Genomic DNA, 25,902 nt, shown 5'->3' with positions numbered 1-25,902 from the left:
AATGACTAGACAAGAAAAACTTATATCTATAATTACTTCTCGATACAATTTTTCTTCAAAAAATTACTCGAAGTAACCTTAGTTCTTCGGCAGGCTCAGAGTGATCCGTTTTCGTATCACATTGCTTGTTATATCATTAGCTCGAAGGTAGCGCGTTAAAATTCTATATTAAGTAGTTGTCCTGTTAACTGTAATAGCTGAAGTTCTGCAATTTTAGCATCGTATTTTGCCGAATTCTTATTGGTTTCTGCCAAAATCAGGTTGATCTGCGCTTGCCTGAATTCTATAGAGGTAATTTGCCCCAGTTTAAAACGCTCTTGCGAACGCTCAAAATTATTTTGATTCGTGATTACATTCTGCTGCTGAATCTCAAATACATTCAAACGGTTCTCATAATTTCCTAGTGCATTGGCAATATCTCTTTTTACCTCTTTCTCTATTTGGCTTTTTATAATTTCCTGGTTATCCAACGCTATTTTAGCATTTTTTACTCTTGTGATCGTATTGCCCCCATCAAAGAGGTTCCATGTAAGACTTACTCCCGCCCCTAGTGTGTAGGTATCTGAAACATTACCAGGAAAGAATGCTGAAGGTGGATTTCGATTTTCATTCCAGCCATATGATCCTGTTAATCCTATGCTAGGTAAATATCCAGATTTACTTACTTTGATATCATAATCGCTAATTCGAATATTACTTTCATTTTGTAAAAGCGTTATGTTATTCTCTGTCGATTTTGATAGATACTCCTCTAACTCCAGTTTTGGGATAAATTTTATAATCGTATCTACCTCAAATTCATATGTTAAGTCATTATCCAAAATTACATTCAGATCTCTTTTTGTATTTATTAATTGTTGCCTTGTATTTAGTAAATTAATACTATCATTAGCAACATCAACTTCTGCATTAAGTACATTAAGTTTTGTATTCTGACCGTACTCAAACTGGTAATTAGATCTTAAAATACGTTCTTTCGAAATACGAAGTGTTTCTTCGAGAATCTCTTTATTTTCAGACAACCTGGCTACTTCATAATATACAGAGAATAATTGCAAAATCGTAGTTTCTATAGTCTCCCTCGCCTGTAATTCTGTAAGATTATATTGCTCTTTTAATCTCTTATAATTATAAAAACGCCCCAAACCATCAAATAACGTATAATTAAGATTTAACCCTGCATTATACCGTTGCGTTTCTGCATCTTCAATTTCAATATCAGAACGAGGCTCTCCCGTATTGGGGTTTATCGCTCCTCCAAAAGATGTTGTGCTACTGGCAGATTGATAATTCGCTCCTGCATTACCAGTTAACGTAGGTAGATATCCAGAATTAAGAACTCCTTTATTGTTTTTTGCTACCGCTATGTTATTGGTAGCAATTAATATCCCAAAGTTATTTTCTAAGGTAAGTCGTATAGCTTCCTGCTTTGTTAATTGCTGACTGATTACATTTCCAGAAATCAAAAACAGAAAGAACACTAATTTTAGTATGCTACTACTCTTGCAATTCATGATGCTCTTCATTCTCTTCTTTTTGTTCTTTAATGGCGCGTTCTACTTCTTCTTTGGTAATCTTGTTTCCGGTAACTAACCACTTGATTCCTACTTTCACATTGTTACTAAACGATAAAAATAACGGTAACAGTAGTAGGGTTAATACGGTCGCAAAACCGATCCCATAAGCAATAGAAATAGCCATAGGTTTTAAAAATTGCGCTTGCCTGCTCTTTTCTAATAATAGAGGAGCTAACCCGGCAATAGTAGTAAGTGAGGTAAGAAAAATAGCCCGAAAACGTGATCTTCCTGCCTGATAAATTGATTCATCAAAACTCAACCCCTCTCGAAGATTACTATTAAACTTGCCAATAAGTACCAAGCCATCATTAACCATAATTCCTATAAGAGCAATAATACCCAACATGGATAATATATTGATAGGAAAATTATGCGCCCAATGTCCTAAAGCCACTGCTGGTAAACTTAATGGAATAAGTAACAGAAGTAATAATGGTTGACTATAGCTTCTAAACGTAAATGCAATGGTTATATAAATCAATGCAAGTACGGTAAGCCCCACAGGTCTTAAAGATCCCAAAAGCTTACCTGCTTCTCTATTTTGTCCTTCATAAGATGGTGTTACCGTTGGATATTTAGAAATAATCTCTGGCATAGTCACCGTACGAATTTCTTGTAATATATCTGTTGCACTGGTAGTTTCTGCATCTTTTAAATCTGCAGAAATCTGTATTTCACGACGCCCTTCGAGATGGTTAACTGCTACATCACCTCTTTCTATGCTATACGTTGCAATTTCATTAAGTGGTACTCGTTCTCCACTAATTGTAGTAATACGCATGTCATCAAGATTAGATATCGAAGAACGATTATCCCGATCATATCGAACCCAAACTCTAATTTCATCCTGCCCACGTTGGAAACGTTGTGCCTGCACCCCGAAAAATCCTGCACGAACCTGCGTCATAATATCCCGAAGGTTTAACCCCAGTAAATATGCGTTTTCTTTTAATTCTATGCGAATCTCTTTAATTCCTGCAGGGTCATTATCTGTAACATCTTTCAGTAATGAATTATTAACTAATGCTCCTTTTAACTCAGCTTTAGCAGCTTTCAGCTCTGCTATATTATTCCCTAATAATGAAACTGAAACCGGTCTTCCTCCAAAGTTACCTCCACTACCATACACAAGGCTTTCTACACCAGCTACTTCTCCCATTTTTTTACTAATAAGATCGGTAACCATAGCCGACCCTACCGCATCGGGACGTTCTTCTCCTGGTAGTAAATTAACGACTAGTGAAGCCGAAGACGATCCGGGACCTATATTGGTAATCACATTTTTGAATAATTTCTTACCCGCATATTCAGGCCCTTTTAAATACTGTTCTGTTAGTTCTTCATTAGTTTCCCAGGCTTTTTCTGCTATCAAAGAGATGATACTATCCGTTATCTTTTCATTGGTTCCGTTGGGCATTGCCAGATTGATTGATATTCGATCACTTGCTATCTGAGGGAAAAAAGAAGTTCGAACGATTCCTCCTCCTACGGTACCTATAGTTAGAACAAGAAGGACAATAAAAAGCGAAAACGTAAAGAGTTTATTTTGCAATGAAAAGCGTAATGCCGGGCTATAAATTTTATCTCGCAACCATCGCATAATAGCATCTCCAAACGTATTGATATATCGTAATTTTGCAAATAGTTGTCCAATCCCCGTTTTAGGTTTTGAATCTTGTGGCTTAAGCGCTTTGGAATGTGCTAAATGGGCCGGTAGAATAATCAAAGCTTCGATCAAAGAAACTGTTAATGTGAGAATTACAACTACAGAAACTTCTCCAAAAAATTCTCCTATACGACCATCTAAAAACAGGAAAATACCAAAAGCAAGTATTGTAGTAATAATAGCAGAGATAATGGGTGGTATTACTTCCATAGTGCCATCTATGGCAGCCTGTACCGGGGTTTTTCCTTTTTCGTAATGTTGATAGATATTTTCTGCGATTACAATACCATCATCTACCAGAATCCCAATTACGATGATCATTCCGAAAAGGGATAATACATTTATAGTTACATCAAATGTTCCTGCAAAAATAAACATCCCCAAAAAGGCTACAGGAAGCCCAAAAGCAACCCAAAATGCCAAACGTGTATTAAGAAATAAGGATAAAAAAGTGAGTACCAGCAACATTCCGATAATAGCATTTTCTGTAAGAAGTTCTGTACGTTGTACCAATGTAATAGATCGGTCACTAATCACATTAAGTTGTACGTTATTATACTTCTGATTAAATTCTGCTATATACTCTTTTGCTTTTTCTGCTGAAGAAATAAGGTCTTCTGTATTTGTGCTTGTGATTTCGACATTAACAGCCAAATCTCCATTAAAATAGGTAGCATTCGCGGTTTCTGAAAAACGATCACGTATCTCTGCTACATCTTTAAGGCGTATCACACTTCCTGAAGCATCTGCACGTACGATCAGGTTAGAAAGCTCATTACCGTAATACGAACGATTATTTGCTCTGATTAGATATTCTTCTGCGTCTGTTTTTATGGTCCCTCCAGTAGTTAGAATATTGGCTCTACTTACTGCTTGCGCTACTTCACTAAAACTAAGGTTATATGCTAATAGGTTTTTTTCATTTATGGCTATTTCAATTTCTTCTGCAGGATAGCCACTCACAGAAATTTGGGAAATCCCTTCTATCCCACGAAGATCATTTTCTACCTGTCTTGCAATCTCTTTGAGAGTAACCAATGGTATATTATCTCCGCTTATAGAAAAATTGATGGTCGGTCGAATTGCTTCTTGTTTTGCGACTACCAAAGGTTCCATACCCGTTGGAAATGATGGTACTCGATCTACTGCATTTTTTACTTCTAACAGCATGAAATCGATGTTCTTTCCTTTTTCGATTTCAACATTTATAGTTCCATTATTTTCTCTCGAAGTTGAGGTTACACGCTCTACTCCATCCAGCCCTTTTAAGTTATCCTCTATCTTAAGTACAATCCCTTCTTCTACTTCTAATGGTGAAGCTCCTGGGTATATAATATTTACAGTGATATTTTTGGAATCAATTAGTGGAAAAAAAGAAGATTTTAGAGATAGTGCTCCTACAACTCCAAATGCAAAAAATGCAAGTACAATCACATTTACCGCTACGTGATATTTAATAAAAAAAGCAATAATTTTACGCATCACTATTGTTTTTTAGCTGTACTAGCAGAACTATCACTATGCACATTATTATTTTCTTTCTTTTCCTGGTAGATCTTAATCAGCATTCCTGCATATGCTCCCGGAACACTTTTGGATAAAATTATGGTCTCTTCAGGAATTCCCTTAAGCACTACTTTTTTATCAGAAAAATATACTGGTTGCACATCTATAATATCAAGAATACTATCTCTTACCACAAAAATCTTATCACCTTCCTGAAGCAGTCCTCTTTCAATTTCGATAGCATTTTCTTCTTTCTTAGCATCAAGATTGGCTTCGAGGTACATACCTTCTCTAAGAGAAGGATCTGCTACTTCGATAAAAGTTGTGATGGTCTGGGTGGCCTGATTAACACTACTATTAATTCTGGACACCTTTCCTGTATATGTCTTTGTTTTATTAAGGTTAGAAAGTTCTACCGATTCTCCAACACGAAGCAGGTCTCCATATTCCTTCCCGATAGCAACCTGCATTTCATATACTTTGGTATCGATGTACTCTCCTAATTTTTGCCCCTGGCGAATTAAAGTTCCCTCGGTGACCAGAGCTTCGGTAAGCACCCCATTAAAAGGGGCTGAGATGGTATATTTTGCCAATCGCTGCTCCAGGTTTTTTACATTGTAATAGGTGGTATAAATATTTCTTCCTGTTATAAAATATTTTTCTTTTTCTGAAGTAACTTCTGGCAGTTTTGGTGTGGCTTTACTCATGTCAAAGGTATTGAGATATCCTTGCCATTTTTCATAAATATCTGGATAATCCAGTCGCAAATCCGGCATAATAGAGGTTACCAGATTGTACAAATTACTCTTGGCAGATTGCACACTAGCATAATATTCTGATGCATCAATTCTTATCAATGCTTGCCCTCTTTGATATTTTTGGCCGGTTTTAAATAAGTGAGTTCCTCCTTTAAAAATCCCCTGAACCTCTGCGTACAGTTCTAATCTTCTTTTTGCAGTTAAATTACCATTTGCTGCAATTTGTATAGGAATAGTTTTGTTTTTTACCGTATCTACAAAAACAGTTTTTATCACTTTTGCAGGTTTGGGCCTAAATCTTTTTTTACTGTCTATTATCGTTCTGGCACCAAAATAAGCTGCCACAATCAAAAGTATCCCAAGGATTGAAAGTATAATTTTTCTCATAGTATATCTGTAACCACACTTTTTGTAGAATCGCTACAAAACTATCAACCACACCTTTGGGATGCAGTTAAAGAACTCATAAAAGTTAATACGAGAGATTTTTACACTATAAATAGGCTTAACGATAGAGTTATGATAATAAAAGTAGTAGAGAAAATAAACAACTCGTTATACATCGTTTAATGCATCCATTTCTTCTTGTAATGTTTCCCAATCTTCCATTAGAGAAGACAGGAGATCTTTTTTTGCCTGGTAATTATCAAAAAAGTTGGGCTGCGCAATAGTTTGATCGTAATTGATCGCCAGTTCTACATCAATTTCTTTAATTTCTCTTTCGAGTTTATTGATTTTAGATTCTATATTACTCAACTTATTACTAAGTGATTTCACTTTTTTCTGATCCTGATAGGATTGCTTTGCCGTTTCTTTGGTATCAGAAGCTATTTTCTCTTGTTTATCTTTCTTTTCTATATCCCTAAGATCATTAATTCTTTTTTCTTCTAAATAGAAATTTATATCTCCTAGATATTCTTTTATCTTTTTATTCTTAAATTCATAAACGGTATTACTTAATCCTTGTAGAAAATCTCTATCATGTGATACCAAAATCAGAGTTCCATCAAAATTTTTCAAAGCTTCTTTTAATACATTTTTAGATTTGATGTCCAGGTGGTTTGTTGGTTCATCCATCACCAATACATTAAAAGGCTGTAAGAGCATCTTACATAGTGCTAATCGGTTTCTCTCTCCTCCAGAAAGTACTTTTACCTTTTTATCCACTTCATCACCTCTAAACAAGAAGGATCCTAACATATCACGAACCTTGGTTCGTGTTTTTTCATCGGCTGCATGAATCATAGTGTCATGAACAGTCAATTCTCCATCCAGATATTCTGACTGATTCTGAGCAAAATATCCTATCTGAACATTATGACCTAACTTAAACTCTCCTGTATATGCAATTTCATCAATGATAATCTTAGCCAATGTTGATTTACCCTGACCATTCTGACCTACAAATGCTATTTTAGATCCTCTCTCTACCAGTAAATCAATATCTTTAAGGATTTCTTTATCACCATAACTTTTGCCTACACTATCGGCTTCAATAACTACTTTTCCTGGTTGTACATGTATAGGAAAACTAATATTCATTACTGCATTATCATCTTCATCTACTTCTATTCTATCAATCTTATCCAATTTCTTAATTAAAGATTGTGCCATAGAAGCTTTAGAAGCTTTGGCTCTAAACTTCTCGATCAGCTTTTCGGTCTGTTCTATCTGCTTAGATTGATTCTTTTGTGTAGCCAGTTGTTGCTCTCTTATTTCTTTACGAAGCACCAAATATTTAGAATAAGGTTTGTTATAATCATAGATACGTCCCAAAGAGATTTCTATAGTTCTGTTGGTTACATTATCCAGAAACATTTTATCATGCGAAACAATAACTACTACTCCGGCATAATTTTTTAAAAAATTCTCTAGCCAGATAATTGATTCTATATCCAAGTGGTTTGTGGGCTCATCTAATAGTAAAATATCGTTGTTCTGTAATAACAACTTTGCTAGTTCGATTCTCATACGCCATCCACCAGAGAATGTATCTGTAAGCTTATTAAAATCTTCACGAGCAAATCCAAGGCCTTGTAAAACCCTTTCTGTTTCTCCTTGATAGTTATACCCACCCAGGATTTCATAATGATGTGTAAGATCGCTTAAATCGGTAATTAGCTGGTTGTAGTTTTCACTTTCATAATCTGTGCGTTCTGCCAGCTGAGCATTGATTGCATCAATATCTCGTTCTGCTTTCTTAATTTCTATAAACGCTTCATAGGCTTCGTCTAGGACTGTACGTCCTAATACAAAATCTATATCTTGCTTTAAAAAACCAATCTTCACCTCTTTATCCATAGCAATCTGACCAGAATCTGGTTCTTGCTCTTTAGACAAAATCTTAAGCATGGTAGACTTTCCTGCACCATTCTTTCCTATCAACCCAACTCGATCTCCTGCATTTAATCTGAAGCTTATTTCTTCAAAAAGGTACTCCCCTCCAAACGAAATCGATAAGTTATGTATGTTTAACATCTGCTTTTGAATATTTTGTGCAAAGATGATTAATTTTGCGTTAGAATAAAAACGCTAATGAACTTCTTAAAAGGAACAAAAATTTATAGTATTATAACTGGTAGTTGCCCCGTATGCCAGGAAGAAAGTATGTACAAGGAATCTAACCCGTATAAATTAAGTCAAACCTTAAAAATGCAGGAACGCTGTAGTCATTGTGGCACTAAATATAAAATAGAGCCTTCTTTTTTTTATGGAGCTATGTATGTAAGTTATCCTGTAGGGATTGCTTTTGCAGTAGCAGCTTTTGTGATTAGTAACCTCATTTTTAAGTTGGGTCTAATTCCGACTTTTCTTATAATTTCTGGAACAATGATTGCTTTTTTACCTGTTATTTTAAGATTGTCCCGAAATATCTGGATTAACTTTTTTATGCATTACAAAAAAGAAGAACATTCTTCATAGGTTACTATACCGGTTACAATCTATTTCCTTATCCAAAGAAATTCCTTTTTCTATATGGTTGTATAACACCTTTGCCATAGTAGGGGCCAGAAGTATCCCTCTACTACCCATACCATTTAAAATATGCATATTAGCATACTTGTTATGTGTCCCTATCAAAGGTCTTCGATCTCTTACCGTAGGCCGTATCCCCGCTACCTGATCTACCACCTCATAGGGTGCTTTTAAAAACTTTTCCAGTTTCTTTTGTAATTCTTCTCTGGCAATACTTGTTATTTCTGGAGATGTATCCTGATTGTTATACGTTGCACCTACTTTATACAAATCATCCCCCAGAGGAATAATAAAAATTGAAGATTTTATCGCTTCCTGCAGTTTAAGCTCTTTAGACTTAATAATTATATACTCGCCTTTATTACCATATAGTGGTAACTCATTAAAAAATGGATTCTTCTTTATTCCAAAACCTTCAGAAAATACAATATGCTTACATTTTATATCTTTATATTGAATACAATCTTCTTCTATGATTATTTTATCATACTCAAAAGATTCATTGTTTAGAGTATTGTTTTCTTTAAGGTTTTTTGCATAGGCAGACAGCATATTGCCAATATTAATCTTTCCCGTATGTTTTACTTTTCCATAATGAAATGGGATATCTAAAGCTGGATTCGTATTTCGAATTAATTCTGAAGAAAGGAACTTTCCTAAAACTGGTTTATCACAAGCTTCAAACCAATTGTTTTGCTCCTCAACAGCATTAAATCTGCGTAATATTGGGAGTTCTGAAACCAACGTTTTTTTGAGTTTGGTTTCTACATTTTTATAAAAAGAGACAGCTGTTTCAATTTGCTCAGAGGCTTGCCAAGCCATGGTAAAACGCTTTAAAATTATAGGATTATACAGACCTCCTGCTACTCTTGATGATTTCTGTGAAGAGTCTTCATAAACCATATATGATTTATTATGATTTTCTAATTCTTCAACAAAAGATAACCCCGATAACCCCAATCCTACAACAATATAATCTAATACCATTCACTTCTGAATTTATGCAATTAAAAATATTCAATGTCAATAACTTAATAATAAAACGTGAGTATGAAATAAGAATCCGATTAATAAAAAATCGTCAGATAAAGTGATTTTATTACCTCGAACTCATGTTAGCATAGTTCAAAAATAACAAAACGCCCAACTAAAGTTGGGCGTTTTATTTATTATTTATTGAAGAATACTAAAGTCATTAATAACTCCACATATCCATTTCAAAATTTCGGATACTCTCTTTAATTCTTTCACTTTCAAGTAGTTGCATTAAGGCGTTATCAATAACGTAATCCTTAATTTCGCGGTCACCCTGAATATTATCTTCTTTGTAAATCACAGAATTAAAGCGTCTTGCATTAAGAATATGATCATATGTAAACGGCATGGATGTATTTTTTCTATTAAATGCCATTGCATTATGAAATATTTCTCTAGCATCAGGATACCATATCCAGAATAATGCAACCATATCTGGCTCATCATCATCGATAAAGTTAACATCGGGAGCTACAGGTGCTAATCCAAGCAATCTGTATCTTAATTCTCCTAATCTTTTATCAAAATACCAATATCCTCTTATTTTGTATTCTGAAATATCTGCAGAAGTAATATCTCTTCTATTAATGTATTGAGGATCTACTTGTTCTCCTGCATTATATTGCTCAAATCCTAAATCGGTAGTATCTATTTTAGACATTGTAGATTGAAGATCTTCAAAAGTACGTGTCTCAGTAAAATATGAATCTGAATAAATATTCTTGATTTTTCCATTTTTGATATTCGTTACCAATACATCATATAAAGAACGACGATTAGCACCAATATTAAACGTATCAATAGGATAGTACAATGGGAAATTTATTCGCTCATCAAGGTCAATAGTTTCCCAAGTTGTTTTTGCCCACAATACATCACGTTTATCTACATATCCGTACTCTAAAGGACGATCATTGTCATATAAAATCTGTTCTTGAGTTTTCTTTCCTATCTCATCAGGATTGTTGGCATTTAAAACATTTGCCTGTCCGAAAGAAAGAGAAGAAATCAATAGACCAAAAACGGTTAATACAAAATTTCTCAAATTCATAACTACGTAAGTTTATTTTTTAATTCGTTAACTCAATAATAACCGGAGATATTTTTTTCAACTTATATCCAGAGCTATTAGCCAACCGCGCTTTTATATCAATAATCTGAACAGAAGAACCTCTTTTTGCTTTACGCAAAGCTGATTTTGCTTTAGAATTAAGTCTACCTCCAGGAACACTTACTGTTGGCTGTCCTTCTACTTTAAATTTAAATCCAGTAACTTTTAATTTAATATCAAAGTCAAAATCTGGTAGAATTGCACCTACAGATGAAATTTCTAAGGCATTTCTTGCCATTTTGATTGCTCCATCTTCACCACGTACTGTTCCTACAGGTCTTGGTATACCTTTAATTCTAAATTTCTTACTATCACTTACTGTAGTACCATTTGCTAGTTTACCACTAACTTTGATATTAACTTCACGAGCTTTTACAGCAGTAACATTCATCATATATTTTCCTGCTCCTCCAATTTTTCTTAGTCCAGGGGCAGAAGCATTTACAGCTGGTACACCAGGAATAGAAATTGTCATTGGGTTATTAACTCCACGATATACCACATTCATTTTATCTGCAGAAATCACAGCAGAATTTGGTCTAGGGATAACAGTATATGAACTCTTAATAGGGATTGTTACAGTAGAATCTCCTTCTTTAAATTGAAGTTCTCCAGCCACATCTCTTTCTCCAACATTTCCTGCTGGAAAATCTAACATGATTTGTCCGTTTGTAACTTCTGTTTGCTCTTTACCATTAACCATTACTTTGGTTGGCTTAAGCGTAGCATCAAAACGTCCAAGAACGATTCTTCCTTTAAAACTCTCTCCACTAAAGAAGGCAGTTTTATCTGCAACTACGATTGCTTCATAGTTACTAAAAGAAAGTTCAGAAGCTTGTTGTCCAGCTAATAAAGCTGAAAGCACTTTACTTTCTGTTGTTTTAACATCAGCTTGCATTTGAGTAAGCTTAGTTAAAGAAGCAACTAAAGGAAATCCTTCAAAACTATAATTTAACCATTTTTTATTTACTCCAGATCTGTCTTTTACATCACTAGTAGAAAAGGTTTTAATCACATCATCAGCAACAGAAGCATCAACTTCTTTCACTTCTTTGATTGCTGCAGATACACCATCTCTATACTTTGCAATTTTATCTAAAAACTCCTGAGCTCCGGCAGTAACTTTACCACCTTCAAAAAACTTTTGATCTAGCTTATCTGGCCTATCCATAGTTTCATAATCAGTAGGATCATCTCTATCGTCAACCAATTCGGCTTTAAGTTGATCTAGATATGCATTAAATTCATTAGATAACACACTAATCTGATCTGCTTTTTCTTTTAATGGGGTATATTTTTCTGGCTGTTCTGAAACCTTTTCGGCCAGACCTGCCATAAATCCAGTATTTCGTTGGGTAGCTAACTCATTTGATTCTGTCAATTTTTCTGACATCAAACCAAATGCAGTTAATACTTCTTTTGACATATTTAATGCCATCATCGCGATGAAAACCAAGTACATCAGGTTAATCATCTTCTGCCTTGGGGATAATTTTCCTCCTGCCATATTCTTCTTAGATTTTGGTAGTTATTATACTATATTTTGATTAATAAAAATGTTAACTTCTGTTCATTGCAGTTAACATACCACCATATACTCCATTAAGAGAAGAAAGGTTACTAGTAAGGCTCTCCATCTGATCTTTAAGTCTAGCCGCATTATCAGCTATAGCTTGGTTAGCTTCTGCTTGACGTGAAGAAGATTCTAACTGAACTTTATATAAGCTATTTAAAGACTCAAGATGCGACGCAGCACTTGCCATCTCTTCACTATATTTTTTAGTTCCTGCAATAGCATCTGTCGTAGGGCCAAGGTTTCTTGCTGCTCCTTCAAAATTACGGATACTTTCACCAAGACTACTCATAAGGCCAGTATCAAGTCTAGCTTCCTTAAGCATATCATCTAATTTTTGAGATAATAATCCTTCTGGAGTTTCTTTTTCTTTTTTATCTTTTTTGTTCCCTCCTGCTAATTCAGGATATACTAGAGACCAATCTAGATCACTATCTACAGGTTCGAATGCAGAAACAGTAAATACTAATGCTTCAGTAATCAAACCAATGATAAGCATTTCGTTACCAAATGTCCAGTGCATAATTTTAAAAAGTGCACCTAATATTACAACGGCTGCTCCCAGACCGTAGACCATGTTCATTAATTTCTTGCTTGCTTTTGAATTTGCCATAATAAATTTGTTTTGTTTTTTTTAAATCTTAAGTTTTAAAAAAGGGTTAGTAATTAAGTTGATAGAAAATTTTGGGACTTAGTTTTGATTTTGAGTATTAGCTTCTCCAGTCGATTCAGTACCCATGTAGTCCTGAACTGTTCTAAATCCGATAAAACTCCTCGCAGAATCTGCGTATTCGTAATCTCTGGTACTTACCTGTAGGAAGTAAGCAACATCTTTCCAGGATCCTCCACGAACAACTTTACGTTTATTTTCATCATCATTGACATTTGGATTCATTGATGATACATACTCGTAAGCTGCGGGATCATAAGACGACTGTACCCACTCAGAAACATTACCGGCCATGTTATATAGGTTATAATCATTAGGGTCGAATGTTTTGGCTTCTACAGTATATAAAAAGTTATCTGCTGCGTAATTTCCTCTAAGAGGCTTAAAGTTTGCTAAGAAGCAACCTCTATCATTTAACGCATATGGGCCTCCCCATGGATACGTAGCTGACTCAAGGCCTCCTCTAGCGGCATACTCCCATTCTGCTTCTGTAGGCAGTCTGAAGTAATTCACGAATTCTTTACCTTTTTTCTTTTGAAAGGTATTTTTCTCAATAGTTCTCCAACGACAGAAGGCTCTAGCTTGTTCCCAAGAAACACCAACCACCGGGTAGTCATCGTATGCACTATGCCAAAAATAATCATTGTGCATAGGCTCATTATATGAATAATTAAAATCCTTGATCCAAACTGTAGTATCAGGATATACTTTTATAACTTCTTCTTTTACAAAATCTTTTCTTCCACCTTTTCTAGCACGTGCTGCAGCCTGGATATCCATCCATGTAAATCTGAATTCGAATTTACTTACATCTAAAGTACGTCTACCATTATAAGATTCTTCAAGAGGAATATACATAGTATCCATAACTTCGGCATAAAACTCATCGGGATAATCATCTACATCCCATTCGATATCCATATCTTTATTAAGTCTTCTACCTTCGTAGCCAGTTTCTCCTGTACCACTATAGTTATCGTACATATATTTTTCGTAGACAGACATATTCTCGGTATCAGCATCTAGGAATGCAAATTCTCCAATACCATCATCTCCTGGGGCTTTGCCTAATTCATCAGCCATTATCGCAAGTCTCATTCTAATAACAGAATCGCGAACCCAAGTTACAAATTGTCTATACTCGCTATTGGTAATTTCGGTTTCATCCATGTAGAAAGAACGAACCGTAACCATCCTTGTAGGGGCATTTGCAAGTGCTGCTTTATCATCGTCCGACTTACCCATAATGAACGAACCTCCGGGGATGAGGGCCATGCCATATGGTTTCTGCGGGTGCCATTTTTTTCCTTGTGCTCCTACCAGTTCTCCTCGGTTTCCACCACCACAACTGTAGAGCATTGCTAAAATAGCAAAGAGTGATACAAATTTCTTCATAACGTGTTTTAGGTTAAGATCTTCTAGATTTAAGGACGTAAACCTATTTATTTATTTCCAGAAAAACAATTTTTTTCTAAAAAAAACCTTAAATCGACCTAATAAAAATGTTAAACTTCGTTTTTTTGTTTTGCCTTATACCATCTTTCAGGTATTTCTTGATTACAAGCTCGCTCATAATCGTTGTATGTGCAAGGTAATAACGTATGTCTTTTCAATTTATTATTACCAGACGAAATAAATGGTATTTCTATCCACCATCTTCCGGTCATAACACTCTTATAAAAAGACAAAATTTCGTCTTCTATTGGCACATTATAATGTAGTGTAGTTTTTAAATTTTTAATATTAACTTCATTAGATCTGTAATTGATTCCTTCTACAAAATACCAGATCATCTGAGCGATCAATAAAGAGGCCGTTTCTTCGTTTTTGAAATTTTTAAATTCATAAATCCCAAAACTTTTTACCTTATCACTAATCCCTGCATATCTCGAAATCGCACAAATTTCGCGACCATCAAAACCATTAGGAGAAGCAGTATGCCCACTTAAACTTGTAGAATTCACAACTCCTAAATCTACAGAAACAATATCGGCATCTCGCATAATGGGCTCCACAATAGTTACATCTGAAATAACTTCTCCCAAACGATACGCATCAAAATATAATTTCTCTATCAAATCAATTTCTTCCTGAGTATTAAAATATGTTTGATATCCTATATTACTATAGTTAAACAAATTATACGGTTGTTCTACAATAATCTTACCTACAAACGAAGTATTAGCAATAGGTTTAGAAGAATTTCCTAAATCAAATTTACTATCCACATTAACCAAATTCACCATTCGCTCTAAAATATCGAATGATCTATATTGTGCATAGACTAGATCTTGACTACCTCCTATAATGATGGGGATAATATTTTTTACAAGTAATGCAGATAATACCTCTTGCACTAAGTAGTAAGTGTCACTAACTTCGTTACCTGGAGCAATATCTCCAAGATCTACCATGTTAGTGCTCCAGTTTCCGGGATAAAGCTCGTACAATGATTTACGAATAGTATCAAAACTTAAGCTTTCACCTAAAAAATTAATGTCATTTCTATTTTCTCGAATACCGAGAATAGCGACATCTATTTTTTTCAGATCCGGTACTCCATCAGCTGTTGTATGAATTTTAATTTGATTTCCTAATGCATGTTCAGAAAGCAACTTAGTATGAGCGGCAACTAAATCACTAACTGGTACAAGAAATTCGAAAGACATATATTGGTTTATTTCTTTTTAGTGGTCTTTTTTGTAGTTTTCTTTTTTGCTGCAGTTTTTTTCTTGGGAGCATTTTTCTCTATAAGATCTTTTACTTTATCCAGCGTCAACTTTGTAGCATCAACAGTTTTAGGTAGTTCAATTTTAACTTTGCCTTTTATAATATTACTGCGACCCCATCTGGCTTTTTCAACCCGAATTCCTTCTTCTTCCCAATTATGAATAACCTTATCAATTTCTTTTTGTTTCTTTTCCTCTATAAGTGACACAATATCATCATCAGATAGATTATCAAAATCATACTTTTTATTTACATTGATAAACATTCCGTTCCACTTAATAAAGGGCCCGAATCGACCTTTACCTTTTTGAACAGGAAGGGTTTCATATACATATATAGGAGCATCGGCTTTTTCTTTAGCATCAATTAATTCGATAGCTCTATCTAGAGAAGTACCTAATGGATCTTCTCCTTTTTCTAAGGAAACAAATTTTTCGCCAAAACGGACATAAGGCCCAAAACGACCATTATTAACTACAATAGTTTCTCCTTTATATTCACCAAGTTCTTTTGGCAACTGAAACAAATCCATTGCTTCTTCAAAAGTAACACCACTTAATGTCTGACCAGGAAGCAAACTAGCAAATTTTGGCTTATCTTCATCATCGGCAGTACCAATCTGAACCATTGGTCCAAATTTACCTAATCGCACACTAACTACTTTACCAGTAGTCGGATCTTCTCCCAGAATACGCTCTCCTACTTCTCGTTCTGCATTCTGTGATACATCCTCTACTCTTGGATGAAACTCTTGATAAAATTCTTTCATCACATGAGTCCAATCTTCCTGACCCTCTGCTATTTCATCAAAATCCCGCTCTACTTTTGCTGTAAAATTATAATCAAGAATTGAAGCAAAATGATTTACCAGAAAATCATTTACTACCATCCCTACATCGGTTGGAATCAATTTTCCTTTATCACTACCAACTTTTTCAGATAGTTTTTTCTCATTGACAGAATCTCCAGAGAGAATCATCTGAATATAATTACGAACCTCTCCTTCTTTAGATCCTTTTTCTACATAATTCCTATTTTGAATTGTAGAAATCGTAGGAGCATATGTTGATGGTCTTCCTATTCCTAGTTCTTCTAGTTTTTTAACCAATGAGGCTTCTGTATATCGTCCTGGTGCTCTTGTAAATCTTTCTGTTGCAGAAATATAATTATTAAACAAGCTTTCTTGCACTTTCATTGCAGGAAGGATTCCTTCTTGCTCTTCATCCTCGTCATCATTACCTTCTAAATATACTTTCAGAAAGCCTTCAAACTTTATAACCTCGCCATTGGCAGTAAATTGCTCTTTATGTGTATTAGCATCAATCTTTACATTAGTTCTTTCTAATCTGGCATCACTCATTTGCGAAGCAATAGCTCGTTTCCAAATCAATTCATATAAACGCTGTTGATCATAATCGACATTTACACTATGTCTAGAAAAATCTGTAGGACGTATCGCTTCGTGAGCTTCTTGTGCTCCTTTAGATTTTCCTTTATATTGTCTTGGATTACTATACTCATTACCGTAGGCTGAATCAATTTCTGCCTTTGCACCATTTTGAGCTTCTGTAGATAGATTAACACTATCTGTTCTCATATATGTAATCAAACCTGCTTCATACAATCGTTGCGCCATCGTCATCGTTTTACTCACAGAGAAGTACAATTTTCTCGAGGCTTCCTGTTGCAAAGTTGATGTTGTAAATGGCGGAGCTGGTGATTTTTTTGCTGGTTTTGTAGAAAGATCTGCCACCTTAAACGATGCACCAAGGTTCTTCTTCAAAAATGTCTCTGCCTCTTCTTTTGTTTTAAAATTTTTAGGAAGCTTAGCTTTAAAAGATTTACCCGCTTGATTAGAAAACTCTGCATCAATTCTATATGAAGCTTCTGGTTTAAAACCTAAAATATCACGCTCTCGTTCTACTATCAATCGTACTGAAACTGATTGCACTCTTCCCGCAGACAACCCTCCTTTTACTTTTCTCCATAATACAGGAGACAGCTCATATCCAACCAAACGGTCCAAAACACGTCTGGCTTGTTGTGCATTTACAAGGTTATAATCTATAGATCGAGGATTCTCTATCGCTTTAAGAATAGCATTTTTAGTGATCTCATGAAAAACGATACGACGCGTTCTATCTTTATCTAATTTAAGAGTCTCTGCAAGGTGCCATGCAATAGCCTCTCCCTCTCGGTCCTCATCACTTGCCAACCATACCATATCAGCATTCTTAGAAAGATCTTTCAGCTTTTTTACGACATCCTTCTTATCTTTGGAGACGATATACTTGGGCTTAAAATCCCCTTCGACATCAACCCCTAATTCTTTGGAAGGTAAATCTGCAATATGTCCAAAACTGGATGCAACTGTATAATCTTTTCCAAGAAACTTCTCTATTGTTTTGGCCTTAGCAGGCGACTCCACAATCACTAAATTCTTAGCCATAGTCCTTTAATTTCTGACGACAAAAGTATATCAATTTTTTGATATCAAGATTCTTTATCAAAAAAATTAGTTTAAAAAAAACCTGCCAATCAGCAGGTTTCTTATTTTTTATTTCACAAATAATGTTTCTTCGTTTTCAAATTCGTCATCTTCAAAACCTAATGCATCCTTATATATAAAGTAGATTGGCATAAAAACAAAAGAGGCTGTAAAAAATATTCCCACAAAGCATAATACCATACCAACTAGTTGAGATAAAATAGACGCTACTATTATTAAACCGAATGAGATACCCCAAATTTTATTACCCAGTTTAAAGCTAGCTTTTATAAGATCTGAAGCGCTATACTCGGGATGAAAGGCAAATATAACTCCTAATAATTGTAAAGGAACCATTACATAAAAAATCGGAAGGTAGCATAACATTGCAGCCAAAATCGCTATTCCAAATGTTGCTATTGCTAATGCAAACACTTTTCCTAAATATTTCCCCTTAAGAAACATAAAATATGAAGATGTCTCTGGCAAACCTAAATCTACCTGTTTACAGACCCTATAAAAATGTGCTGTAATCCCAAATTGAAGTGCAGAAGCAATCATAGTTATAATCAAAACCAATATAATAAACAAAAACATTAGACCTACAGATAGCTCTTCACTAGGATACCCGTAGTCACCATATCCGCCATAACTACTTTCGAATCCTGACAAACCTGCAAGAGCAATAATAGGAATATACATCACAAAAAATAAAGGAAGCATAATCAATAGCGAAATAAGCAAGTGTACAAACCCCTGAAGCCATACTTTTTTAAAAAGCTCAATACTTTTATTAAAAATATCACCAAAATCCAAAGGCTTACTGTTTTCTATTTTCTCAAAGAGTTTATTTGTCATTACATCTACATTTATGGGTTGAAAGTTATCAAATATAGATTTTTTAGAAAATAATCCCCTGCCACTTTGTCATAAATCGTATTAAAAAGTATCTTTGCACACTATTTGACCCCAATCGATAAGGAATTATTTTTATGGAGAAGATTATTGACGAAAGTATACAGGGACAGTCACTTGCTCTTGATCAGAACAAAGAAAATAAACGTAAGCTTTTTATAGAAAGTTACGGTTGCCAGATGAATTTTAGTGATAGTGAAATTGTCGCTTCCATTCTGGCTAAACAAGGTTTTAATACCACACAGAATCTTGAAGATGCTGATTTGGTATTAGTAAACACGTGTTCTATTAGAGAAAAAGCTGAGCAAACAGTTAGAAAAAGACTAGAAAAGTATAATGCCGTAAAAAGAATCAACCCAAAAATGAAAGTTGGGGTTCTTGGTTGTATGGCAGAGCGTCTAAAAAGCAAATTCCTAGAAGAAGAAAAAATAGTTGATCTTGTCGTTGGACCTGACGCTTATAAAGATCTACCCAACCTGATCGAAGAAGTAGATACAGGACGCAACGCTGTTAATGTTGTCCTCTCTAAAGAAGAAACTTATGGTGATATTGCACCTGTTCGCTTACAAAGCAATGGAGTATCTGCCTTTGTATCTATTACCCGTGGTTGCGACAATATGTGTACATTTTGCGTAGTACCATTTACCAGAGGCAGAGAACGTAGTCGGGACCCCCAAAGTATCTTAAAAGAAATAGATGATCTGGTATCTAAAAATTTTAAAGAAATCACTTTATTAGGGCAAAATGTAGATAGCTATTTATGGTATGGTGGTGGTCTGAAAAAAGATTTTGGCAACGCTAGTGACTTTCAAAAAGCTACAGCAGTAGATTTTACCAAATTACTGGATATGGCAGCCGAGAGATATCCAAAATTACGCATTCGTTTTTCTACATCTAATCCTCAGGATATGACATTAGATGTGATAGAGATTATGGCAAAACATAAAAATATTTGTAAGCATATCCATCTTCCTATACAAAGCGGAAGTGATCGTATTCTTAAGGAAATGAATCGCTTACACACTCGACAAGAGTATATGGATCTGATTGATAATATTAAAAAAATAATCCCAGATTGCGCAATTACCCAAGATATGATTATCGGTTTCCCTACAGAAACAGAAGAGGATCATCAAGATACATTATCTCTATTAGAATATGTAAAATATGAACATGGATATATGTATGCTTATTCTGAAAGACCAGGGACACTTGCCGAGCGTAAATTAGAAGATGATATTCCTGAAGATGTAAAAAAACGAAGACTGGCAGAAGTTATTGCATTACAACGAACACACTGTGCATATAGACATCAGAGCTATCTAGGGCAAACTTTTGAAGTATTAATTGAAAAAGAATCTAAAAAATCTGATCAACATTGGAGCGGGAGAACTACAAAAAATATTGTAGCTATATTTCCAAAAGGAGAATATCAAATTGGTGATTTTGTAATGGTTCGTATAGATGAGTGCACCAGCGCAACTTTACTTGGTGAAGCGATTGGATATTCTGAGAATAATTAATTACAACTGTAGACATACAATTAAAACAAAAAAAAACAAACTCCATAAATGGAATCAATTCAAGCCATAAAACAACGATTCGGAATCATAGGAAACGATCCTAAGTTAAACCGTGCCGTGGAAAAAGCGATCCAGGTAGCCCCAACCGATATTTCGGTTTTAGTGACCGGAGAAAGTGGTGTAGGTAAAGAAAGTATTCCTAAAATCATACACTCTCTATCTCATCGTAAACATGGTAAATACATTGCCGTAAACTGTGGAGCAATACCAGAAGGTACAATAGACAGCGAACTTTTTGGGCATGAAAAAGGAGCTTTTACAGGAGCTACACAAACTCGAAATGGTTATTTTGAAGTAGCCGATGGCGGAACTATATTTCTAGACGAAGTAGGAGAATTACCGCTAACTACACAAGTACGTTTATTAAGAGTATTAGAGAATGGTGAATTTATTAAAGTAGGATCATCAAAAGTTCAAAAAACAGATGTTCGTATTGTAGCGGCTACCAACGTTAATATGTTTGAAGCCATTAAAAAAGGCAAGTTTAGAGAAGATCTCTACTATCGTCTTAGTACAGTAGAAATCCTTTTACCCCCACTAAGAAATCGCAAAGAAGATATTCATTTACTATTTAGAAAATTTGCTTCTGACTTTGCTACCAAATACAAGATGCCTACAATTCGTCTAAGTGAAGATGCAGTTATCCTGCTAGAAAAACATCGATGGAGTGGTAATATCAGGCAATTGCGCAACATTGCAGAGCAAATTTCAGTCCTTGAACAAAACAGAACAATAACAGGAGCTACATTACATGGGTATTTACCAAATATCGGAAGTAATTTACCCGCAGTAATTTCTGCAGATAAAAAAGAAAGTGATTTCAGTAACGAAAGAGAGATATTGTATAAAGTGCTTTTTGATATGAAAAGTGATCTTAATGATCTCAAAAAACTAACCATGGAGCTAATGCAAAGTGGTAATACGCAACAAGTACAAAAAGATAACGAAGGGTTAATTCAGAAAATTTACCAAGAGAAGAAAGAAGAAACACATTTTGAAGAGCCTACAAGACCGGCAACAACGTCTGAAGTGCTCGAAATACCATCTCAAATTGCAATCCAGAGACAAGAAGATGATAAATATCATTTTGCTGAAGAAATCGAAGAAGAAGAAACATTATCATTGCATGATAAAGAACTGGAATTGATTAAAAAGTCTTTAGAACGTCATAGAGGTAAACGCAAAGCAGCAGCAGAAGAATTAGGGATTAGTGAACGCACCTTGTACAGAAAAATAAAACAATACGATTTATAACATTGATGAGAACATTAAAACATATAGCAGCGATACTAATTGTAATAATTTTGTTTCAGGGATGTGGAGCATATTCCTTTACCGGAACAAATATTTCTCCCGACACAAAGACATTTCAAGTTAATTTTTTCCAAAATCAATCCCCGAGAATTTTTCCTGGAGCCGATCAAACCTTTACCAATCAGCTACAAGATTTAATCCTTAATCAAACTAATCTTAGCCTATCCACTTCTGGAGGAGATATTATATACGAAGGAGAAATCGTACAAGATTATGTTTCTCCAAATACAGCAACATCAAATATAACAGCTGCTCAAAACCGGTTAACTATCGCAGTAAACATGAGGTTTTATGACACAAAAGACCCTACTCAAGATCTGGAACAACGTTTTTCTTTTTTCTTTGATTACCCCGCTTCTTCATCAGAAAATACAATAAGAGATCAGGCTTTGGATGTAATTTTTGAAAGGATCACACAAGATATGTTTAACGCCACGCTTGCCAGGTGGTAAAAACAATAGCTATTATTATCAAAAAGTTGAATAATAAATAATTAGTACGAATTGAATATTAAAGAGTTTTCATATTTGCTTCAAAATCCTGCCCAATTAAATAAGGAGCAGGCAAAATCCCTTGAAAAAATAACAAGGACATTTCCTTATTTTCAGTCGGCAAGATCATTGGTATTAAAATCCCTGAAGGATGAGGAAAGTTTTAGATATAATCAGGAATTAAAAACCACTGCAGCATATACTACAGATCGCAGTGTGTTATTTGATTTTATTACTTCTGATCTTTTTAAAGAAAGTAATAATCCCGAAGAAGTAAAAAAGAAACATAAGTCCGACATAAAAGTTATCGATCCTGAAGAGATTAAAACACTCCCCAGAATGGATATGAATGATGCTGTAAGAATGAAAATGGAAGAAGCAGAAGATGTTTTGGATCCTACTTTGTTTTCTAAAAGAAAAGAAATCAGTTCTTACAAACAAGTCGAAATTACTGAGTCTGCAACTCCTGATTTAACAGAAAAAGATCAATCAAAAAACACTCAAGACAAAAACAAAACTCCAGAAGAAGCTTTACAAATTGACAAACCTCTGGATTTTAATAAAAAAGAAACGCATTCTTTTGCTGAATGGTTAAAATTAACCTCTTTAAATCCAATAGATAGAGATTCTAACCAGGAAATCAAGGCTCCAATTCCTGAAATTGAAGAAAAAAAGCACGTCAAATCATTAGATCAAAAACATAAATTCGATCTAATTGATGAGTTTATCACTAATAATCCTAAGATACAACCTGCTAACAAAAATACTCCTGCACGCAATCTAGCTAAGGGAAACCTGGTTCCTTCAGACGAATTAATGACAGAAACTTTGGCCAGAGTATATTTGGTTCAAAAAAATTATAAAAAAGCAATTCAGGCTTATAACATATTAATTTTGAAAAATCCCGAAAAAAGTGGTTTCTTTGCAGACCAAATTCGAGCGATAAAAAAATTACAAGAAAATAAATAACAATATAATGACAACGTTTTCAATATTTTTAATACTAATCGTTATCGTATCTTTTTTACTGGTAATAGTAATTATGGTACAGAACCCTAAAGGAGGTGGATTATCTTCTTCTTTTGGTGGTGGTGGAACACAACAACTAGGTGGTGTAAAAAAGACTACAGATTTCTTAGACAAGAGTACCTGGACTTTAGCTACTCTATTACTGGTACTAATCCTACTATCTAATATAGATTTAATGGGTGGAAGTTCTATTCCAGAATCAAAAGTTAACACTGAAGATGTTCAGGTGGAAACTCCTGTAACTCCTCCAGCAACAGGAAAAGATGACAAACAATAACATCTTTTTAAAAAAACAATAACAAAAATGTCGACTTGTCATATAGTCGGCATTTTTTGTTTCAATTTGTCAGTATCACCCCACTGGCATAATTTCTGAAATAAGAAGCATCGAAGATTTCATTTTAATTTTAACAAAAAAAACAACAAATCATAATGGGAGTAAACATCAAACCTCTTTCAGACCGCGTGGTTGTAGAGCCACTTCCCGCAGAGACGCAGACAGCATCAGGATTATTTATTCCTGACTCAGCCCAGGAAAAACAACAAAAAGGTAAAGTAGCTGCTGTAGGTGGCGGTAAAAAAGATCACGACATGACTGTTAAAGTTGGTGATACCGTACTTTACGGTAAATATTCTGGTACCGAATTAAAATTAGATGGAAAGGATTATTTAATCATGCGTGAGGATGATATCCTTGCTATCGTATAAGAAAGTATCAATTTAAAAATCACAAAAAAACAAATCCACTACTTTATTCAATAAATTTCATTAAGATATTCTGGAAATTTTGAATGTTGAGATTTGGATTTTAATTTTTTAAAAAATTAATTATGGCAAAAGACATAAAATTTGACATAGAAGCACGTGACGGTATCAAACGTGGTGTAGATGCATTAGCTAATGCGGTAAAAGTAACTTTAGGGCCTAAAGGGCGTAATGTAATTATCAGCAAATCTTTCGGAGCTCCTACAGTAACCAAAGATGGTGTTTCTGTAGCTAAAGAAGTTGAACTTGAGGATGCTCTTGAGAATATGGGAGCACAAATGGTAAAAGAAGTAGCTTCTAAGACTAATGATCTTGCAGGAGATGGTACTACTACAGCAACAGTACTAGCACAAGCTATCGTAAAAGAAGGACTTAAAAATGTAGCAGCTGGTGCAAATCCAATGGATCTTAAGCGTGGTATTGATAAAGCTGTAAAAGCGATCACAGAAGATCTTTCAAAACAAACAAAAGAAGTAGGTGACTCTTCTGATAAAATCAAACAAGTAGCAGCTATTTCTGCTAACAATGATGAAACTATTGGAGACCTTATTGCCAAAGCTTTTGAGAAAGTTGGCAAAGAAGGAGTAATCACAGTAGAAGAAGCAAAAGGAACAGATACCACTGTAGATATCGTAGAAGGAATGCAATTTGACAGAGGATATCTTTCTCCATACTTTGTGACCAACAGCGAAAAAATGACAGCTGATCTGGAAACACCATACATCTTACTTTATGACAAGAAGATTTCTGCTATGAAAGACCTTCTTCCTGTCTTAGAGCCTGTTGCTCAAACTGGAAAACCACTTTTAATCATCGCAGAAGATGTAGATGGAGAAGCATTAGCAACACTTGTAGTAAATAAACTACGTGGAGCACTTAAAATTGCAGCTGTAAAAGCTCCAGGTTTTGGAGACAGACGTAAAGCAATGTTAGAAGATATTGCTATCCTAACAGGAGGTACTGTAATTTCTGAAGAGCGCGGTTTTACATTAGAAAATACCACTATTGAACACTTAGGTACTGCTGAAAAAGTGGCTATTGATAAGGATAACACTACTGTAGTTAATGGTGCTGGCGGAGAAGATTTAATCAAAAACAGAGTAAATCAAATCAAAGCACAAATAGAAACTACTACTTCTGATTATGACAAAGAGAAGCTACAAGAGCGTTTAGCAAAGTTAGCTGGTGGTGTTGCCGTACTATATGTAGGTGCTGCTTCTGAAGTAGAGATGAAAGAAAAGAAAGATCGTGTAGATGATGCACTTCATGCTACTCGTGCTGCTGTAGAAGAAGGTATTGTTGCCGGTGGTGGCGTTGCCTTGGTAAGAGCTAAAGCTGTGTTAGACAAAGTAAAAACCGAGAATGCTGATGAGGCTACAGGTGTACAAATTGTAAACCGTGCAATCGAATCACCACTTAGAACTATTGTAGAAAATGCTGGAGGCGAAGGATCTGTAGTAATTTCTAAAGTTCTTGAAGGTAAAGATAATTTTGGATATGATGCCAAATCTGAAGATTATGTAGACATGCTAAAAGCAGGGATCATCGATCCTAAAAAAGTAACACGTATAGCTCTTGAAAATGCAGCTTCTGTATCAGGTATGATCCTTACTACAGAATGTGCACTAATAGACATTAAAGAAGATGTTCCAGCCGGAGGCGCAATGCCACCAATGGGCGGAGGTATGCCAGGAATGATGTAGTCGTCCGACAAC

The 25,902-nt window shown here is 34.9% G+C and carries 20 protein-coding genes; 8 read left to right on the top strand and 12 right to left on the bottom strand.

Annotation, left to right across the window (positions count from 1 at the left end):
* Positions 1–155: 155 nt before the first annotated feature.
* The 4 genes from DG435_RS23830 to DG435_RS23815 all read right to left on the bottom strand — a co-directional run bounded on the left by DG435_RS23830 (position 156) and on the right by DG435_RS23815 (position 7,985).
* Positions 156–1,526, bottom strand: coding sequence for a TolC family protein (locus DG435_RS23830; protein ID WP_234387021.1), 1,371 nt, complete (start codon positions 1,524–1,526; stop codon positions 156–158).
* Positions 1,498–4,725 (bottom strand): efflux RND transporter permease subunit, encoded by a 3,228-nt coding sequence (locus DG435_RS23825; RefSeq protein ID WP_106790764.1) that lies wholly within the window; start codon positions 4,723–4,725, stop codon positions 1,498–1,500. The genes DG435_RS23830 and DG435_RS23825 overlap by 29 nt, the downstream gene beginning before the upstream one ends.
* Before the next feature lie 2 nt (positions 4,726–4,727).
* A complete protein-coding gene (locus DG435_RS23820) occupies positions 4,728–5,894 on the bottom strand; it encodes an efflux RND transporter periplasmic adaptor subunit (RefSeq protein ID WP_106790763.1) in 1,167 nt (388 codons plus the stop codon).
* Between the two features lie 168 nt (positions 5,895–6,062).
* Positions 6,063–7,985, bottom strand: coding sequence for an ABC-F family ATP-binding cassette domain-containing protein (locus DG435_RS23815; protein ID WP_106790762.1), 1,923 nt, complete (start codon positions 7,983–7,985; stop codon positions 6,063–6,065).
* Positions 7,986–8,042: 57 nt separating this feature from the next.
* Here DG435_RS23815 and DG435_RS23810 point away from each other — a divergent pair, with 57 nt between their 5' ends.
* Positions 8,043–8,429, top strand: coding sequence for a DUF983 domain-containing protein (locus DG435_RS23810; protein WP_106790761.1), 387 nt, complete (start codon positions 8,043–8,045; stop codon positions 8,427–8,429).
* Here DG435_RS23810 and DG435_RS23805 read toward each other — a convergent pair.
* The 8 genes from DG435_RS23805 to DG435_RS23770 all read right to left on the bottom strand — a co-directional run bounded on the left by DG435_RS23805 (position 8,424) and on the right by DG435_RS23770 (position 18,948).
* Positions 8,424–9,470, bottom strand: coding sequence for an FAD-binding oxidoreductase (locus DG435_RS23805; protein WP_106790760.1), 1,047 nt, complete (start codon positions 9,468–9,470; stop codon positions 8,424–8,426). The genes DG435_RS23810 and DG435_RS23805 overlap by 6 nt on opposite strands.
* Positions 9,471–9,678: 208 nt before the next feature.
* A complete protein-coding gene (gene gldN / locus DG435_RS23800; protein WP_024771724.1) occupies positions 9,679–10,569 on the bottom strand; it encodes a gliding motility protein GldN in 891 nt (296 codons plus the stop codon).
* 19 nt (positions 10,570–10,588) lie between these two features.
* A complete protein-coding gene (gene gldM, locus DG435_RS23795; RefSeq protein WP_106790759.1) occupies positions 10,589–12,136 on the bottom strand; it encodes a gliding motility protein GldM in 1,548 nt (515 codons plus the stop codon).
* Positions 12,137–12,188: 52 nt separating this feature from the next.
* Positions 12,189–12,815 carry a gliding motility protein GldL gene (gene gldL / locus DG435_RS23790; protein WP_106790758.1) on the bottom strand — a complete coding sequence of 209 codons (627 nt, stop codon included), beginning with the start codon at positions 12,813–12,815 and terminating at the stop codon, positions 12,189–12,191.
* A 78-nt stretch (positions 12,816–12,893) separates the two neighbouring features.
* Complete coding sequence (gldK, locus tag DG435_RS23785) at positions 12,894–14,267, bottom strand: gliding motility lipoprotein GldK (RefSeq protein ID WP_106790757.1); 1,374 nt, start codon at positions 14,265–14,267, stop codon at positions 12,894–12,896.
* 110 nt (positions 14,268–14,377) lie between these two features.
* Positions 14,378–15,541 carry a formimidoylglutamase gene (locus DG435_RS23780; protein WP_106790756.1) on the bottom strand — a complete coding sequence of 388 codons (1,164 nt, stop codon included), beginning with the start codon at positions 15,539–15,541 and terminating at the stop codon, positions 14,378–14,380.
* A gap of 8 nt (positions 15,542–15,549) precedes the next feature.
* Positions 15,550–18,051, bottom strand: a complete 2,502-nt coding sequence (gene topA / locus DG435_RS23775; protein WP_106790755.1) for a type I DNA topoisomerase — start codon at positions 18,049–18,051, stop codon at positions 15,550–15,552.
* A gap of 108 nt (positions 18,052–18,159) precedes the next feature.
* Positions 18,160–18,948 (bottom strand): hypothetical protein, encoded by a 789-nt coding sequence (locus tag DG435_RS23770; RefSeq protein ID WP_106790754.1) that lies wholly within the window; start codon positions 18,946–18,948, stop codon positions 18,160–18,162.
* 134 nt (positions 18,949–19,082) lie between these two features.
* Here DG435_RS23770 and miaB point away from each other — a divergent pair, with 134 nt between their 5' ends.
* The 7 genes from miaB to groL all read left to right on the top strand — a co-directional run bounded on the left by miaB (position 19,083) and on the right by groL (position 25,890).
* A complete protein-coding gene (gene miaB / locus DG435_RS23765) occupies positions 19,083–20,528 on the top strand; it encodes a tRNA (N6-isopentenyl adenosine(37)-C2)-methylthiotransferase MiaB (protein WP_106790753.1) in 1,446 nt (481 codons plus the stop codon).
* A gap of 48 nt (positions 20,529–20,576) precedes the next feature.
* Positions 20,577–21,842: a sigma-54 dependent transcriptional regulator gene (locus DG435_RS23760; protein ID WP_106790752.1), complete on the top strand. Its 1,266-nt coding sequence runs from the start codon at positions 20,577–20,579 to the stop codon at positions 21,840–21,842.
* Between the two features lie 5 nt (positions 21,843–21,847).
* Positions 21,848–22,354, top strand: a complete 507-nt coding sequence (locus tag DG435_RS23755; RefSeq protein ID WP_024771715.1) for an LptE family protein — start codon at positions 21,848–21,850, stop codon at positions 22,352–22,354.
* A 51-nt stretch (positions 22,355–22,405) separates the two neighbouring features.
* Complete coding sequence (locus DG435_RS23750; RefSeq protein ID WP_106790751.1) at positions 22,406–23,362, top strand: hypothetical protein; 957 nt, start codon at positions 22,406–22,408, stop codon at positions 23,360–23,362.
* A 7-nt stretch (positions 23,363–23,369) separates the two neighbouring features.
* Complete coding sequence (secG, locus tag DG435_RS23745; RefSeq protein WP_106790750.1) at positions 23,370–23,699, top strand: preprotein translocase subunit SecG; 330 nt, start codon at positions 23,370–23,372, stop codon at positions 23,697–23,699.
* 155 nt (positions 23,700–23,854) lie between these two features.
* Positions 23,855–24,130, top strand: a complete 276-nt coding sequence (gene groES / locus DG435_RS23740) for a co-chaperone GroES (RefSeq protein WP_024771712.1) — start codon at positions 23,855–23,857, stop codon at positions 24,128–24,130.
* 122 nt (positions 24,131–24,252) lie between these two features.
* The gene (gene groL / locus DG435_RS23735; RefSeq protein ID WP_106790749.1) at positions 24,253–25,890 is read left to right on the top strand and encodes a chaperonin GroEL; all 1,638 of its coding nucleotides are present in this window, start codon (positions 24,253–24,255) and stop codon (positions 25,888–25,890) included.
* Positions 25,891–25,902 lie beyond the last annotated feature (12 nt).

The sequence above is a fragment of the Aquimarina sp. Aq78 genome (assembly GCF_900299525.1).
In the GTDB taxonomy this organism is placed as follows: domain Bacteria; phylum Bacteroidota; class Bacteroidia; order Flavobacteriales; family Flavobacteriaceae; genus Aquimarina.
Note: the sequence above shows the minus strand (reverse complement) of the source record. Positions and strands in the feature narration are given on the sequence as shown.

Bases quoted from the DNA above. Each gene is read 5' to 3' on its own strand.
- DG435_RS23830 (WP_234387021.1), bottom strand. From the start codon at position 1,526: ATGAAGAGCATCATGAATTGCAAGAGTAGTAGCATACTAAAATTAGTG.
- DG435_RS23825 (WP_106790764.1), bottom strand. From the start codon at position 4,725: ATGCGTAAAATTATTGCTTTTTTTATTAAATATCACGTAGCGGTAAAT.
- DG435_RS23820 (WP_106790763.1), bottom strand. From the start codon at position 5,894: ATGAGAAAAATTATACTTTCAATCCTTGGGATACTTTTGATTGTGGCA.
- DG435_RS23815 (WP_106790762.1), bottom strand. From the start codon at position 7,985: ATGTTAAACATACATAACTTATCGATTTCGTTTGGAGGGGAGTACCTT.
- DG435_RS23810 (WP_106790761.1), top strand. From the start codon at position 8,043: ATGAACTTCTTAAAAGGAACAAAAATTTATAGTATTATAACTGGTAGT.
- DG435_RS23805 (WP_106790760.1), bottom strand. From the start codon at position 9,470: ATGGTATTAGATTATATTGTTGTAGGATTGGGGTTATCGGGGTTATCT.
- gldN (WP_024771724.1), bottom strand. From the start codon at position 10,569: ATGAATTTGAGAAATTTTGTATTAACCGTTTTTGGTCTATTGATTTCT.
- gldM (WP_106790759.1), bottom strand. From the start codon at position 12,136: ATGGCAGGAGGAAAATTATCCCCAAGGCAGAAGATGATTAACCTGATG.
- gldL (WP_106790758.1), bottom strand. From the start codon at position 12,815: ATGGCAAATTCAAAAGCAAGCAAGAAATTAATGAACATGGTCTACGGT.
- gldK (WP_106790757.1), bottom strand. From the start codon at position 14,267: ATGAAGAAATTTGTATCACTCTTTGCTATTTTAGCAATGCTCTACAGT.
- DG435_RS23780 (WP_106790756.1), bottom strand. From the start codon at position 15,541: ATGTCTTTCGAATTTCTTGTACCAGTTAGTGATTTAGTTGCCGCTCAT.
- topA (WP_106790755.1), bottom strand. From the start codon at position 18,051: ATGGCTAAGAATTTAGTGATTGTGGAGTCGCCTGCTAAGGCCAAAACA.
- DG435_RS23770 (WP_106790754.1), bottom strand. From the start codon at position 18,948: ATGACAAATAAACTCTTTGAGAAAATAGAAAACAGTAAGCCTTTGGAT.
- miaB (WP_106790753.1), top strand. From the start codon at position 19,083: ATGGAGAAGATTATTGACGAAAGTATACAGGGACAGTCACTTGCTCTT.
- DG435_RS23760 (WP_106790752.1), top strand. From the start codon at position 20,577: ATGGAATCAATTCAAGCCATAAAACAACGATTCGGAATCATAGGAAAC.
- DG435_RS23755 (WP_024771715.1), top strand. From the start codon at position 21,848: ATGAGAACATTAAAACATATAGCAGCGATACTAATTGTAATAATTTTG.
- secG (WP_106790750.1), top strand. From the start codon at position 23,370: ATGACAACGTTTTCAATATTTTTAATACTAATCGTTATCGTATCTTTT.
- groES (WP_024771712.1), top strand. From the start codon at position 23,855: ATGGGAGTAAACATCAAACCTCTTTCAGACCGCGTGGTTGTAGAGCCA.
- groL (WP_106790749.1), top strand. From the start codon at position 24,253: ATGGCAAAAGACATAAAATTTGACATAGAAGCACGTGACGGTATCAAA.